This is a genomic window from Pseudomonas sp. NBRC 111124 (genome assembly GCF_001320245.1).
In the GTDB taxonomy this organism is placed as follows: Bacteria; Pseudomonadota; Gammaproteobacteria; order Pseudomonadales; family Pseudomonadaceae; genus Aquipseudomonas.
In genome coordinates, this window is sequence record NZ_BCBA01000039.1 from 101,183 (window position 1) to 114,354 (window position 13,172).

General features: G+C 61.2%; 12 protein-coding genes and 1 pseudogene. 6 read left to right on the forward strand and 7 right to left on the reverse strand.

Annotation, left to right across the window (positions count from 1 at the left end):
- Nucleotides 1–77 precede the first annotated feature (77 nt).
- Nucleotides 78–527, forward strand: coding sequence for a type II 3-dehydroquinate dehydratase (gene aroQ / locus APH28_RS16185; RefSeq protein WP_060510990.1), 450 nt, complete (start codon nt 78–80; stop codon nt 525–527).
- Nucleotides 524–1,372: a shikimate dehydrogenase gene (locus APH28_RS16190; protein WP_060510992.1), complete on the forward strand. Its 849-nt coding sequence runs from the start codon at nt 524–526 to the stop codon at nt 1,370–1,372. The genes aroQ and APH28_RS16190 overlap by 4 nt, the downstream gene beginning before the upstream one ends.
- A gap of 113 nt (nt 1,373–1,485) precedes the next feature.
- Here APH28_RS16190 and APH28_RS16195 read toward each other — a convergent pair whose 3' ends face one another.
- Together APH28_RS16195 and APH28_RS16200 are read right to left on the reverse strand one after the other, a co-directional pair.
- On the reverse strand, nt 1,486–2,025 hold the full coding sequence (locus APH28_RS16195) for a thioredoxin family protein (RefSeq protein WP_082432311.1): 540 nt from the start codon (nt 2,023–2,025) through the stop codon (nt 1,486–1,488).
- Nucleotides 2,015–2,290: a DUF2790 domain-containing protein gene (locus APH28_RS16200; RefSeq protein WP_060510994.1), complete on the reverse strand. Its 276-nt coding sequence runs from the start codon at nt 2,288–2,290 to the stop codon at nt 2,015–2,017. Before APH28_RS16200 ends, APH28_RS16195 begins: the two co-directional genes overlap by 11 nt.
- Before the next feature lie 223 nt (nt 2,291–2,513).
- Between APH28_RS16200 and APH28_RS16205 the strand changes: the two genes are divergently transcribed.
- The 4 genes from APH28_RS16205 to APH28_RS16220 all read left to right on the forward strand — a co-directional run bounded on the left by APH28_RS16205 (nt 2,514) and on the right by APH28_RS16220 (nt 5,800).
- Complete coding sequence (locus tag APH28_RS16205) at nt 2,514–3,254, forward strand: response regulator (protein WP_060510996.1); 741 nt, start codon at nt 2,514–2,516, stop codon at nt 3,252–3,254.
- Entirely contained in the window at nt 3,251–4,534 is a 1,284-nt protein-coding gene (locus tag APH28_RS16210; RefSeq protein ID WP_060510998.1) for a HAMP domain-containing sensor histidine kinase, read from the forward strand. The genes APH28_RS16205 and APH28_RS16210 overlap by 4 nt, the downstream gene beginning before the upstream one ends.
- A gap of 141 nt (nt 4,535–4,675) precedes the next feature.
- Entirely contained in the window at nt 4,676–5,296 is a 621-nt protein-coding gene (locus tag APH28_RS16215) for a ferric reductase-like transmembrane domain-containing protein (protein WP_060511000.1), read from the forward strand.
- 15 nt (nt 5,297–5,311) lie between these two features.
- Nucleotides 5,312–5,800 carry a DoxX family protein gene (locus tag APH28_RS16220; protein WP_060511002.1) on the forward strand — a complete coding sequence of 163 codons (489 nt, stop codon included), beginning with the start codon at nt 5,312–5,314 and terminating at the stop codon, nt 5,798–5,800.
- Between the two features lie 39 nt (nt 5,801–5,839).
- Here APH28_RS16220 and APH28_RS16225 read toward each other — a convergent pair whose 3' ends face one another.
- The 5 genes and pseudogenes from APH28_RS16225 to APH28_RS16245 form a co-directional block, all read right to left on the reverse strand.
- Nucleotides 5,840–6,538 carry a DUF2063 domain-containing protein gene (locus APH28_RS16225; RefSeq protein WP_060511004.1) on the reverse strand — a complete coding sequence of 233 codons (699 nt, stop codon included), beginning with the start codon at nt 6,536–6,538 and terminating at the stop codon, nt 5,840–5,842.
- Nucleotides 6,519–7,355 carry a DUF692 domain-containing protein gene (locus tag APH28_RS16230; protein ID WP_060511006.1) on the reverse strand — a complete coding sequence of 279 codons (837 nt, stop codon included), beginning with the start codon at nt 7,353–7,355 and terminating at the stop codon, nt 6,519–6,521. Before APH28_RS16230 ends, APH28_RS16225 begins: the two co-directional genes overlap by 20 nt.
- A gap of 102 nt (nt 7,356–7,457) precedes the next feature.
- Nucleotides 7,458–7,736, reverse strand: a pseudogene (locus APH28_RS16235) (EF-hand domain-containing protein); the annotation flags it as partial.
- Between the two features lie 120 nt (nt 7,737–7,856).
- Nucleotides 7,857–8,420: a DUF4174 domain-containing protein gene (locus APH28_RS16240; RefSeq protein WP_060511008.1), complete on the reverse strand. Its 564-nt coding sequence runs from the start codon at nt 8,418–8,420 to the stop codon at nt 7,857–7,859.
- A 232-nt stretch (nt 8,421–8,652) separates the two neighbouring features.
- Nucleotides 8,653–12,990, reverse strand: coding sequence for an NEL-type E3 ubiquitin ligase domain-containing protein (locus APH28_RS16245; protein WP_177334269.1), 4,338 nt, complete (start codon nt 12,988–12,990; stop codon nt 8,653–8,655).
- Nucleotides 12,991–13,172 lie beyond the last annotated feature (182 nt).

The following is a 13,172-nucleotide window of genomic DNA, read 5'->3' on the forward strand; positions in this document are numbered from 1 at the left end:
ACACCCGATCCAATTGACTGAATTAACCACCCGGTACAAACATAGAGGCATTCAACAACAACAAAGCGATGCCCGTCATGACGCCCCTTATTCTCGTGCTCAACGGCCCCAACCTGAACATGCTGGGGACCCGCGAACCCGCCCAGTATGGCCGGGAAACCCTTGCCGACCTGGCCCAGGGTTGCGCCGACACTGCCCATGCCCACGGTTTGGAAATCGAGTTCCGCCAGACCAATCACGAAGGCGAACTGATCGACTGGATCCACGCCGCCCGTGGCCGCTGCAGCGGTATCGTGATCAACCCCGGTGCCTGGACCCACACCTCGGTGGCCATCCGCGATGCCCTGGTGGCCAGCGAACTGCCGGTTATTGAAGTGCACCTGTCCAACGTGCACAAGCGCGAACCGTTCCGCCACCTGTCGTTCGTTTCGTCAATCGCCGTGGGCGTGATCTGCGGTTTGGGCAGCCACGGCTACCGCATGGCCCTGAGCCACTTCGCCGAGCTGCTCCAGGAGCCGCGCGCATGAACCAGCCCGCCATCCTTGCCGGCCTGATCGGCCGTGGCATCCAGCTGTCGCGCACCCCTGCCCTGCACGAGCACGAAGGCGACGCCCAGCACATGCGCTATCTGTACCGCCTGATCGACGCCGACCAGCTCAAGCTCGAAGACAGTGCCCTGGCACAACTGCTCGATGCCGCCCAGCACACCGGTTTTACCGGGCTCAACATCACCTATCCGTTCAAGCAGGCGATCCTCCCGCTGCTCGATGAGCTGTCGGACGAGGCACGCGGCATTGGCGCGGTGAACACCGTTGTGCTCAAGGACGGCAAACGTGTGGGTCACAACACCGACTGCCTGGGCTTCGCCGAAGGCCTGCGCCGTGGCCTCCCGGATGTGTCACGCCGGCGCGTGGTGCAGATGGGCGCTGGCGGCGCCGGCTCGGCGGTGGCCCATGCACTTCTGAGCGAAGGTGTGGAGCAACTGGTGCTGTTCGAAGTGGATGCGGCGCGCGCGCAGGCGTTGGTCGACAACCTCAACGGCCATTTCGGCGCAGGCCGGGCGGTGCTGGGCAAGGAACTTGCGGTGGAAGTGGCCGAGGCTGATGGATTGGTCAATACCACGCCGGTCGGCATGGCCAAATTGCCAGGTACGCCACTGCCGGTGGAGCTGTTGCATCCACGTTTGTGGGTGGCTGAGATCATCTATTTCCCGCTGGAGACCGAACTGCTGAAAGCAGCACGAGCGTTGGGTTGCCGCACGCTCGATGGCAGCAACATGGCGGTGTTCCAGGCCGTGAAGGCGTTCGAGCTGTTCAGTGGCAAACAGGCGGATGCCGAACGGATGCAGGCGCATTTCGCCAGTTTCTCCTGACAGGCCGCGCCGCCTTCTTCGCGGGCACGCCCGCTCCCACAGGAAAACCACAGGTCTCGAGCTTCGTGGTGATCCTGTGGGAGCGGGCGCGCCCACGAAGGGGCCAACACGGTCTACCCTTTCTCATCCAGCAACGCCTTGATCACATTTTCCTGCCCGGCATAATCACCCTCACCGAAGTGCACATGCCGCACTTGCCCGTGGCGATCGACAAAGTAATGCGCCGGCCAGAACTGGTTACCCCAGGCATTCCACACCTGATAGTCGTTATCCACCGCCACCGGATACGCGATACCCAGGCTGGCCACCTTACTCTTCAGCTGCCCCACATCATGCTCGTAGTCGTATTCCGGCGTGTGCACGCCTATCACCACCAGCCCCTGGTCGGCATAGCGCCGCGCCCAGTCGTTGACGTGCGGCAGGCTGCGCTGGCAGTTGATGCAGTCCCAGGTCCAGAAGTCCACCAGCACCACCTTGCCCTTGAGCGCCTGGGTATCGAGCGGCGCCGAGTTGAGCCACTGGCTGGCCCCGGCCAGCGACGGCATGGCGCCGTAGTTGTCGCGAGCCATCAGTTGCCCTCCAGCGAGACCCATGCCAATTAGCGCCAGGGCCACGCCACCTGCTTTCAGCAGCCATCGGCGATCAGTTGTCATGGCAACCGCTCGTGGCGTAGCTGCGGTATTCAACGCTTTGCTGCTGGCCTGTGGAGTCGAGGTAGTCCATGCGCGTATTGATCGGGCCACAGGCAAGGCGCTGCTCATCTTTGACCGACAGCACTTTCTTCACATCCAGGTGATCGCCGTAGCGGTACTGCATGACACTCGCGTCGTTCATCGAGGTGGAGCTGGCGTTGGCGGCAACGGCACCGAAGCTGAGCACGGCGAACAGGCTGGCGCTGGCGATAGTCTTGAAGTTCATGGCGTCTCTCCTTTGCAACACTTTTCAGGAATGGGGATCACTGCTCCCCGGTTGAGAGCCATTTCACGCCTGCCAGGTATCTCCCATGTGTCGCCACGGCCTGTGATCTGCTTCTTCCTGTATCTGTAGCCAAGGCAGATACACTGCAATACAAAACCCCACAGGCAAGCCACTACGCGCTCGGTACACTGCGTCCACTCCCCCTTAGAACAGGAACCTGCGAATGGAACATGTCGATCACATCCTGATCGTTGACGATGACCGTGAGATCCGCGAGCTGGTCGGCAACTACCTGAAAAAAAACGGCTTGCGCACCAGCATCGTCGGCGATGGTCGGCAGATGCGCGCCTTCCTCGAAGCCAACAGTGTCGACCTGGTCGTGCTTGACATCATGATGCCCGGCGACGACGGCCTGCTGCTTTGCCGCGAACTGCGAGCCGGCAAGCACCGCAATACGCCGGTATTGATGCTGACGGCGCGCAACGACGAGACCGACCGTATCATCGGCCTGGAAATGGGCGCCGACGACTACCTCACCAAGCCATTCTCCGCCCGCGAACTGCTGGCCCGCATCAATGCCGTGCTACGCCGCACGCGCATGCTACCGCCGAACCTGACCATCAGCGAAAGCAGCCGTCTGCTCGCCTTCGGCCAATGGCGCCTGGACACCACCGCTCGCCATCTGCTTGACAGCGAAGGCACCCTGGTGGCCCTAAGCGGTGCCGAATACCGCCTGCTGCGGGTGTTCCTCGACCATCCGCAACGGGTACTCAGCCGCGAGCAGCTGCTGAACCTGACCCAGGGCCGCGAGGCCGACATCTTCGACCGCTCCATCGACCTGCTGGTCAGCCGCCTGCGCCAGCGCCTGGGTGACGATGCCCGTGAGCCAAGCTGCATCAAGACCGTGCGCAGTGAAGGCTATGTGTTCTCGCTTGCCGTGCAACTGCTCGAGTCGCCGTCATGAAGTGGCCGCGCACCCTCACCTCACGCCTGGCACTCATCTTCTTCACCGGGCTGGTGCTGGCCTATGGTTTGTCATTCAGCTTGCAAGCCTATGAGCGCTATGTCAGCAGCCGCTCGATGATGCTCAGCAATCTGGAGCTGGACGTTGCTACCTCGGTGGCCATCCTCGACCGCCTGCCCGCAGCCGAGCGGGCCGCCTGGCTGCCGCGACTGGAGCGACGCACCTATCGCTACCGGTTGGACGAAGGCCTGACGGGTGAAGCAATGCCAAGCGTCGACCCGCCCATGGCTGCCGAATCGATCGTCAAGGCCATTGGCAACCACTACCGCCTCAGCTTCCAGGAAATTCCCGGCCCGAACGCGCACTTCCAGGCCCATCTGCGCCTGGCCGATGGTGCGCCGCTGACCATCGATGTCACGCCGGCCCCCGTCCCGGTGGCGCGCTGGCTACCGCTGGTCTTGCTGATTCAGCTGGGCGTTTTACTGTTCTGCACCTGGCTCGCCGTACGCTTGGCCATCGGCCCGCTGACTCGCCTGGCCCAGGCCGTGGACAACCTGGACCCGGACAAGCCCGGCGTGCTGCTGGACGAAAGCGGCCCGCGCGAGGTCAAGTACGCCGCCGTGGCGTTCAACGCCTTGCAGGCACGCATTGCGGCCTACCTGAAAGAACGCATGCAGTTGCTTGCAGCCATTTCTCACGACCTGCAAACACCGATCACGCGCATGAAACTGCGTGTCGAGGTAATGGATGAAGGCGTCGAGAAAGACAAGCTCTGGCATGACCTCGACGCCATGGAGCACCTGGTCCGCGAGGGCGTGGCCTACGCCCGCAGCATGGACATCAATACCGAGGCGCCCTGCCGGATCAACCTCGACGCCTTCATCGACAGCGTTGTGTTCGACTACCAGGACAGCGGCGCCCAGGTCGAGCGCCACGGCAATACCGGCAGCCTGCTGGAAACCCGCCCACACGCGTTGCGCAGGGTGCTGGTGAACCTGGTGGACAATGCCCTGAAGTTTGCCGGCAAGGCGCAGCTTGAGGTCAGCCGTGAGCGGGGCAAAACGTTGATTCGGGTGCTTGATGAAGGCCCGGGGATCCCTGTCGATGAGCTGGACGCAGTACTCAAACCGTTCTACCGGGTAGAGAGTTCCCGCAATCGCAGCACCGGCGGTACCGGCCTTGGCCTGGCCATTGCCCAGCAACTGACCCAGGCCATGGGCGGCAGGTTGACTTTGAGCAACCGAAAAAGCGGCGGGCTGTGCGCCCAGGTCGAGCTGTAACGACAGACGGGGCGGCCCGCGCGGACCGCCTACAGCTTTGGTGGCTACAGTCCGATACACAAAGCCGTTTACACCGACACACTACAGATACCCACTCCCCGCACACTCCCGGTCACAACGACACTCCGGGAGACCTTAGACATGAAGCCGCTCACCCTGCCCTCCGGCTGGAAGCTGTTCACCGCCCTTGCGGGCCTGACCTTGTGCATGACCGCGCTGGTACTGTTAAGCCATCCGCCCGGTGCGGATGGCCTGCGCAGCGCCATTCGCGCCACTGCACGCAGCTCTTTCGCGCTGTTCCTGCTGGCGTTTCTGGCCTCGTCGCTGGTCACGTTTCTGCCGGGCAGCGGCAGCCGCCGGTTGCTGGGCGAGCGGCGCTACGTGGGCCTGGCCTTCGCCTTTTCGCATACCGTGCATGGTCTGCTGATCTACCGCTACGCCCAGCAATTCCCTGAACTGTTCTGGGCCGGGCGCACGGTCACCTCGAGCCTGCCTGGCAGCATCGGTTACCTGTTCCTGCTGCTGCTCACCCTGACCTCGTTCAAGGCACCGATGCGCCTGCTTGGCGGCCGTGCCTGGAAAGCCCTGCACAGCACCGGCATGTGGGTACTGGCCGCGGTGTTCTGCCTGTCCTTCTACAACCGCATCCCCATGGGTGGCGGGTACCCGCTGGCCTTCGCCCTGATATTCAGCGCCATCGCCCTCAAGCTCACCGCCAAGCTGGCCCAACAGCAACGCCGCACGGCTTCTGCCCTTTCCTGAAACGAGATGACTACCATGACCACACTGACCCGTACTTTCACTATCGTCGATCGCTTCGGCAGCTGGAGCGCCGACCTGCCGTTGCGGCTGTTCCTGGCCTGGGAGTTTTTCGAGTCCGGCTGGGAGAAATTCAACGGCAGCAACTGGTTCGGCGATCTTCAAGCTAACTTCCCGTTCCCTTTCAATGTGCTGCCGGCGGAGCTGAACTGGCAGTTGTCGATGTGGGCGGAGTTGCTGCTGCCCTTGCTGCTTTTGCTTGGCTTAGGCACACGGCTGGCTTCAGCTGGATTGATGGTGGTGACCGTGGTAGCAATTGCTGCAGTGCATTGGCCCGCACACTGGTCGAGCCTTGCAGAACTTGCCCAGGGTTATGCCATCACCGACCAGGGCTTCGGTAACTTCAAGCTGCCGCTAATCTATCTGGTCGCTCTGCTGCCGCTGCTACTAAAAGGTTCGGGGCGTCTGAGCCTGGACCACTGGATCAGAAACCGCGTGCTGGGGTGATGACCCAAAAGGGGCTGCCAAGGCAGCCCCCTTTAGCCGTCATCGCGTGCCGATGACGGCACCTTGTTCACGCAGATTCTCGAGCAGCGCCAAACCCTCCTGCAGGTCTGCGGCCAACGCCTGCAACCGCTCTCGCCCATTGCCCTTGACCTGGGTCAGCAAACGGTAGGCCATGGGCGAGAGCCGGGCGAAACGCACCTGCAATGCGGCATCGCGAAAGACCAACAGCAACGTGGGAAAGGCAGGCGCCTCAAGCGGTTGGTACGCCGGACCGATGCGCTCCACCGGCCAACGGTAGGCCAGAACGCAAGCCGTGCTCGACAACAACGGCTCACCTTGCAACAGGTCGCCGTGGGGATCGTGTTGCGGATCCTGGGCATCGCTTAGATACAACTGCGATTCGATCAGCTCGTAGTGGGCCAGCTCCTGCTGCCAGGGCGTATCGGGCTCGATGCCCTGCAGATAATCGACGAAGGCATCCGCAACCTTGGTAAACAAAGGCGAGCGGCAGCGATAGCGGGCATAGAAATCATGCACTCGCGCATGCCAACGCTGATCGCCCATCGTCTTGCGCAGCACCGGAAAACTGCCTGCCAGCAGGGCCTCGATACCCCCGTACAACAGCTCCCTGTACAGCCTCAGACGACGGGCTTCCAGACCGACCGGTGGCGCATGGCGTTCAGGATCTCGCAGGTGACGCGCCAGGCAGAATTGCTGCTCACGCAATACACCGTGCATGCACCACCTCCTGCTGCACAGTACGAATGTGGGCTACTTCTGCGAGCAGTTCGCCCATGGTCGGGTAATTGAAGTCGCGTTCAAGCACCGTAGGCTGGATGCCAAAACGTTCGCAAGCGCTGGCGAACAGTGTCCAGACCTGTGGTTTGACCGCTGCACCGTGCGTGTCGACCATGAGATCAGGCGCCTCGTCATGGTGCCCCGCCAGGTGCATGCCGGTAACCCGCGCCACCGGCAGCCCCTGCAGAAATGCCAGCGCATCGTAACCATGGTTGCAGGCATTGACGTAGACATTGTTGACGTCCAATAGCAGCTCGCAATCCGCTTCGTCGAGCACCGCACGGATAAACTCCAGCTCAGTCATTGCCTGATAGGGAGCGACATAGTAGCTGATGTTCTCAATGGCGATGCGCCGCTGCAACACATCCTGTACCTGGCGAATACGCGCACTGACGTGACGCACCGCCGCATCGGTGAAGGGCAACGGCAGCAGGTCATAGAGGTGACCATCATCGCTGCAGTAGCTCAGGTGCTCGCTGTAAAGGCGCACGTGATAACGGTCAATGAACTGCCGGACCTGTTCGAGCAGTTCTCGATCCAGTGGCAAGCTGCCGCCCAGCGATAGCGACAATCCATGGCAGGCCAGGGGAAAACGCTCGGCCAGCTGCACCAGGCCCTGGCCAAAGGCACCACCGACACCAATCCAGTTTTCCGGGGCGCATTCCAGAAAGTCCACTGCGCCTGGTTCCAGCGCCAGCAATTCGGGCATCAGGCTGCGACGCAGGCCAAGACCGGCGTGCATGGGTGTGGTCATCATCGTTGAGTCTCCATCACAAGCACAACGCCCCACCTGACCAGCAGACGGGGCGTTGTCATGTTTTACAAAGGAATGGATTCAGAACGGGCTCTAGCCGTGGCTGCTGCTACCACCGCACTTGCCTTCACCACACTTGCCTTCGCTTTTGCCGGCCTTGTCACTGCCGCCACACTTGCCTTCACCACATTTGCCTTCGCTCTGACTGGCCTTGTCGTTGCCTCCGCACTTGCCTTCCCCGCACTTGCCCTCGCCTTGGGCCTTGGCTGCAGCTAGCTGATAGCCCTGGGGCAGAGGCTCGATGGCGAACGCCTGGCTGCCAATGGCCATGCTGCCAATCAGCGCAGCACCGAACAGCCCGAGTTTGTTAACGGTATGAGTCATGGTGTATCTCCACTCTGTTCAGGAAGTGGAGCTATTCAACCGAACTGAAGAATTGGCCGATATCGCCTGATTCTGCAACCGGTGTAGGACCCAACCATCATTCGCAACGGTTGGCACCACTCAGTCATCCAATGGCTTTGGAGGCGCGGCAGGTTTGGCGGGTTTGGCAGGTTTCGCAGCTTTGCTGTCCTTGGCTTTCGGCTCAGGCGCAGCCGCCGCTACCGGCTCTGGCGCACTCGCTGCTTTCTCACTCGCTGGCAACTCATCGACGGCCTTGAAGATCACCTGCGGGTCGATCTTCTCGCCTGACTCATCATCCTTGAGCACATGGCGCTCACCGTCCAGGCCCACCAGGATCACCTTGGTGCCCTTGCTCGCGCCCAGCTTGAGTTCGCGAATAAGGGCCATGGTGGTCTGCTGTTCTAGGTTCTTGTCCTCACGCTTGCCCATCATCTGGGCGACGCTGAACAGCACCAGGTTGCGCGCCTTGAAGCCTGCCTGGGTAGCGGGGTCCTTGAGGGCCTCGTTCAACCCGCGCAGGGTGGGGTCGGCACTGCTCGGAGCGATGACGACCAATGGCCTGGCCTTGCCCAGCTCCTTGGCTAGCGGCGCGTCACTGTCGGCAGCAAACAGCGGGCCGGCAACAGCGAGCAAGATGGCGAGGGTCAGTGACCGGACGAGCATGCGTATCTCCTTATTCTCTCGATTAACCAAAGACTACAGATCATGGAGAAAGATCCGACGTGCGAGCCTAAACCAACTGGACAGCCAGATGGATCATGCAAAGGTAACTTCGCATGTCTCAGCAAGGGCACCTGACCGCCGAGAAATGCCAGCACCCGAACCTGAGCATAGTTCATTGAAACGGCCACGCGCAGCGGCGGCCAGAGCGGCGGCACTGGCCGTACTGGCAAGATCAGCGAACGTACATGACTTGCGCCTCGCTATGCACATCCAAGGCCTCGAGCGTCAATGCATGCATCAGGTCACGCTCGGCAAGCCGCTGCTCACTGGCGACCCTGTTTATTTGCGCTATGCGCTGCCCCTCTGCTGCAACACTGTCTACCTGCAACGCCTCCAGGCGCTCGTGAAATGGCGCATTGAGTGCCTCGAATCGTGCCTGGTAGGCACTGCGCAGATGGGTTCGCCAGAACTCCCGCTCGATCAACGCACTCGCCAGTCGCTCGCCGGTCTCGTTGCTTTGCACCCAATTGCGCGCGCGGGCAATGCGTCCCGAGTCGACACCGGCGACCTCCCTGTATGTCATGCCTTGAGTCAGTACGGGGAGATCGAGCTGCTCGCGCAAGGCCACGCGATAGGCCAGCACCACTTCAATCTGATCCGGGTCACCCCCGTCAAGCTGGCGTGCCTGAATATCTTGCAATGCAAACCGGTCAAGCTCGTCCAACCGCCACAGCTGACGCCCCAACCGCAGCAGTACCTGCTCTTGATTGCCCGTTGCAGCCTCTGCTTGAGCACGCCAGACCAGCACGCGCAGTTCAAGATCACTGAAACGCAGGGCCACACTGTCCTGACAGGACAATTGCGCAGCATTGTCAAACAGTTCCCCGCACAGTTGCGCCGAGCGAGTCATGGCACGCATCATTTCCAGTACCCGGCCAGCCAGAAAGCGTGCGCCGGTCATGTGCTGGAAGTCGGCGGTTTGCGTCAAGCGCTCGATCAGATTGAAGAACTGCGAAGCATTCGGCAATGCCTCCAGCATGTGCCAATGCCCACCCAGCTCGGTACGCATACTGACACCAACAGCATCCATCCAGCGTAACCGGGCCGACACCAGTGCCGGTATTTCGCCCTCAGCGGGGACCGCAGCCGCCAGCAGGGCATTGCGCAAGCGCGACGACTCCGCTTCGGTAAAGGGATTGCCATGCAGCTGCACACGGCCCTCGACCCACAACCGGCTTTGGTAAAACCCTTCAGGCATGCCGGTTAGCAAATTGCCGCGCAAGTCGACGGCTCTGAGCGAAGTGCTCTGCATTAACCCATTTGGCAAGTTGCTGATGCCTGTGTCGGCCAGTCGCAGCTCAGTCAGGCGAGAGAGACCGCTCAACGAAAACGTGCGCCCCAAGGGGTTGCGTGAAAGGTTGACGTACTCCAGGTTTGGGCAACTGGCAAGTATCGTTGCCTGGCCGGGGTCCAGGCTGATCCGGTTATTGTGCAGGTCCAGTGCCTGGAGGTTGGGCATGTTCAGCAGTGCTTGAGGTATCCGCGTAATACGGTTGTTGGGCATCTCCACCCTGTTCACGTTGGGAAATGCGCGCAAGAAGCTATCGGAGACGCTCTCAAGCTGCATGTGTTGCAGCGTCAGCGCACGGACGTGGTCGAACATGATGGGTTCAGGAAACTCCGGGAGACTGCGGGAGTTGGTAATGTCCCAGCGATAAACCGTGTTGGTGCCGCTCGCTTGCCGGCCCTGCTCGAATGTTCGTTGCCAGCAGTTGCGTAATGCGTGCCTCAACCTACGCCTGTCTTCCCTTTCCTGAGCGGAGGCACCCTGATTTACCCAACGGCGCAACTGCGTATTGAGCGCGGCAAACTCTTGCTCATGCTGCTGCAGCGTTCGCTCCAGCCCAATAGGCGTCTGCCGGGCATGCTCGATCCAGGCGAACACTTCTTCATCGGTGAGCGCCGGATAGAGGTACCGTACGCGGTGCAGAAAAGGCCCAGGCCGATACCCTGGGCGAGACGAGCCTGCGCCACGACCGCTTAACGGATAACCTATCCGACCATCCTCAAACCGCGTCGGCAAGCGCAGTCTCCCCGGGCGTGCGGGGCTTAGAAGCTGCTCGACCTCCTGGCGCCGTGCTTGCGCCAGCCTTGTAACCATTACCCGAAGGTTATGGGCAAAGGGTTCCCCTATCTGCAGGGCAGCCCGATGAGCGTCATCATAGGCTGTAGCCATGACCTCGAACAGCTCCCCCGCTTCGCTAACAAACCTCCCTTGGGCATCGACGCACTGGAAGGTACCGTCACGGTGCACCAGACCAAACGGATCAGCCCCTTCTTCCATGGACACCAAGGCCATTGCGCCTGCATTGCCGTCGTACAAGCTCCAGCGCACCCCCGCTGCTGCGCCAGAAAGGTGCTTGAGCATCCCAAGCGTAACTCGTGCCAGATCAAGATTCTGTGGTGTTTGCCAATACAACGACTCGAAGGCCCGGGCCATGCGAATAGGCACGAGCATCCGCGTGCACGCCTCGCCGATACTTAGGGGCACCCGTCCAGTGTTCAGCAAGCGCATGCGGTCCACGCTGCTGGCTTGGGCTAACACCGCTCGCGCAGCATATCCATGCATGCTGGGGAAAAGACGGCGCAGCACTTGCTCTTCGCTGCCACCTTCCCCGGCCTCGGTGGTATAGAGGCGCTGGAGCAATGTGCGTCTGTGTTTCCAAGTCAGCTCGGCGAGGTCCTGGTCACTCAGCCCACTGGCCCCTTCCAGGCTGCGGGCCATTTCAAGCGCAACGCTGTCTTGCTCGCCCGGCAAACCCGAGCGCAGCCGATTGACCAGCTGGCGAATGCGCTGATCGAGCAAGACTCGCAGGCTGCTGTCGATCAACCCAGGCTCAGGTGTCCGCCCTAGCACATGGAGCGCTCGCAGGTGCTGTTCGTCCATGCCATGAATGGCCATCACCTCTTCGATCTGATCGTCTTCCAGCCTCGCCAGCTGCCCACCTAACCTTCTGAACAGGTAGGGGCGGCCTTGCCACTGCATGGGTTGCTCGCTCCACAAACGCCAGGCACCTGCGCCGTTGTGCAACAGCAAAGGGCCATGGCCATCGCGTGGCAGCAATTGCCATTGACCATCCACTTCTCGCTGGATGACTCGATAGTGATGCCCGTCCATGGCAATCCAGGCCCGTTCTCCATGGCGCCAGAAGCCTTGTTCATCGTAGATCGCCTCAAGTGGCGGTTCACTGCGAAACGCTGACAGATCTGCATTCCACAGGCGTTGTGTACCGTCCTGCAGACGTGCCTGCGATAGGCTGTCGACCAGTGCCGAACGTGTCCACAAGCGCTGCACGGTACTGCCAGCCGCGCCCGCGGCGGCTACCAGCGCAGCGTCGACGGCCACATGAGTAACATGATCCAGCGCTTCTCGAGTTTCACCCTCCTGCCAACTTTCTACGGCCTCGAATACCTCACCCAACCACTGCCAGGCGATCAGGGCCAGCAGCGCAATGCCTAGAGCAGGAATGTACAGACTGGCAGCGGCAAGCAGTGTTATACCCAAGGTGGTCAGGTACTGTTCATGTGCCTCCTGGATCTCACGGTCCAGCTTCGCCACTGGCGTGGCAATGAGCGCCACATCGTTCTTGATCTGAGCCGTGCGCATGGCGGCAAAGTCCTTGAACAGATAGCCACCGACGGGATGCATGCGCTCGTGCAGATCGATGTTGGCCCAGACCGGTAGATCCTTGTAGCCGTTGACGACCGTCGAGAAAAACGACTGGCAGTCGCGGTTACGCAGGAATCGGGCGAAGAACGCGCGATAGTCGGCGTTGCGCAGCCGTTGCCCCAGCAGGGTGCGGGCAAACCGGTGCACATCGTCATGCGCGCTCCAAGGGCCATGCGGATCGCCCGGAATGTACACGAGCACGCGCTTGGTCGAGGTGTGGATCGGGGCAAGGGTTTCATCGCGAACGTCGAGCACGACAATCTGTTGCAACGGGCAACCTAGAACCTCCAGGCGCTTGCCAATGACTCGCGAATCATCAAGCTGGGGTAACCAGCCCTTGCGCCACAAGCCAACGATCAACTCCAGCTCGGCCTCACTCAGCACAGCGTCATGACGCGCCTTGAAAGCATCGAGCAGCAAGGTGTGACGCATATGATCGGTCAGCAGTGCCTGGGCATCTGCATTGCTCAGGTGAACATCCAGATGCTTCTGGTAAAGCTCACCCAGGTCCAGCTCGCGTACCAGCTTGGCAAATTGGCTGGCGCTGAGCTGATCAAGCCTGGCGCCGGCGGCATCGTACAGTCCGTTGCCAGGGGCTTGCCCGCTTGCCTGTGTCTCGTCCTGGGTAAAGTTCCTCAATGCCGCTTCGAGCAGCGGTATCTGGTAGTAAACCTTTTCATTCAAAGGTACCCGGATAGGCGCATAGGTACTCAGTGGTCGCTCGTACGTCGAGCGAAACCACAATTGGCCCAGCTCGTGCTTGATGTTGAAGCGTTGGCGCAGCGCCCGTTGCAGAATGGGGGCAGTGAACTGCTCGATGCCTTCGACACGCTGCAACATGGCAGCAATTCGGTAACGGCAATCCAGGCTGCCATTCATCGCCTCGCGTAACACCGGTGCATGATCGGCGCTCACTGTCAGCATCCAGCCTGGCAGGCGCCGGGCAATGATCCGATCTTGTTCCGCCTGTTCCAGGTGATCGTGTGCGTGTGAAGATGTGCCCATGGCAGATAGCCCCCAAG

Coding starts and splice junctions, on each gene's coding strand:
- APH28_RS16230 (WP_060511006.1), bottom strand. CDS start 7,355: ATGATGACCACACCCATGCACGCCGGTCTTGGCCTGCGTCGCAGCCTG.
- APH28_RS16215 (WP_060511000.1), top strand. CDS start 4,676: ATGAAGCCGCTCACCCTGCCCTCCGGCTGGAAGCTGTTCACCGCCCTT.
- APH28_RS16200 (WP_060510994.1), bottom strand. CDS start 2,290: ATGAACTTCAAGACTATCGCCAGCGCCAGCCTGTTCGCCGTGCTCAGC.
- APH28_RS16240 (WP_060511008.1), bottom strand. CDS start 8,420: ATGCTCGTCCGGTCACTGACCCTCGCCATCTTGCTCGCTGTTGCCGGC.
- aroQ (WP_060510990.1), top strand. CDS start 78: ATGACGCCCCTTATTCTCGTGCTCAACGGCCCCAACCTGAACATGCTG.
- APH28_RS16245 (WP_177334269.1), bottom strand. CDS start 12,990: ATGTTGCAGCGTGTCGAAGGCATCGAGCAGTTCACTGCCCCCATTCTG.
- APH28_RS16225 (WP_060511004.1), bottom strand. CDS start 6,538: ATGCACGGTGTATTGCGTGAGCAGCAATTCTGCCTGGCGCGTCACCTG.
- APH28_RS16195 (WP_082432311.1), bottom strand. CDS start 2,025: ATGACAACTGATCGCCGATGGCTGCTGAAAGCAGGTGGCGTGGCCCTG.
- APH28_RS16190 (WP_060510992.1), top strand. CDS start 524: ATGAACCAGCCCGCCATCCTTGCCGGCCTGATCGGCCGTGGCATCCAG.
- APH28_RS16205 (WP_060510996.1), top strand. CDS start 2,514: ATGGAACATGTCGATCACATCCTGATCGTTGACGATGACCGTGAGATC.
- APH28_RS16220 (WP_060511002.1), top strand. CDS start 5,312: ATGACCACACTGACCCGTACTTTCACTATCGTCGATCGCTTCGGCAGC.
- APH28_RS16210 (WP_060510998.1), top strand. CDS start 3,251: ATGAAGTGGCCGCGCACCCTCACCTCACGCCTGGCACTCATCTTCTTC.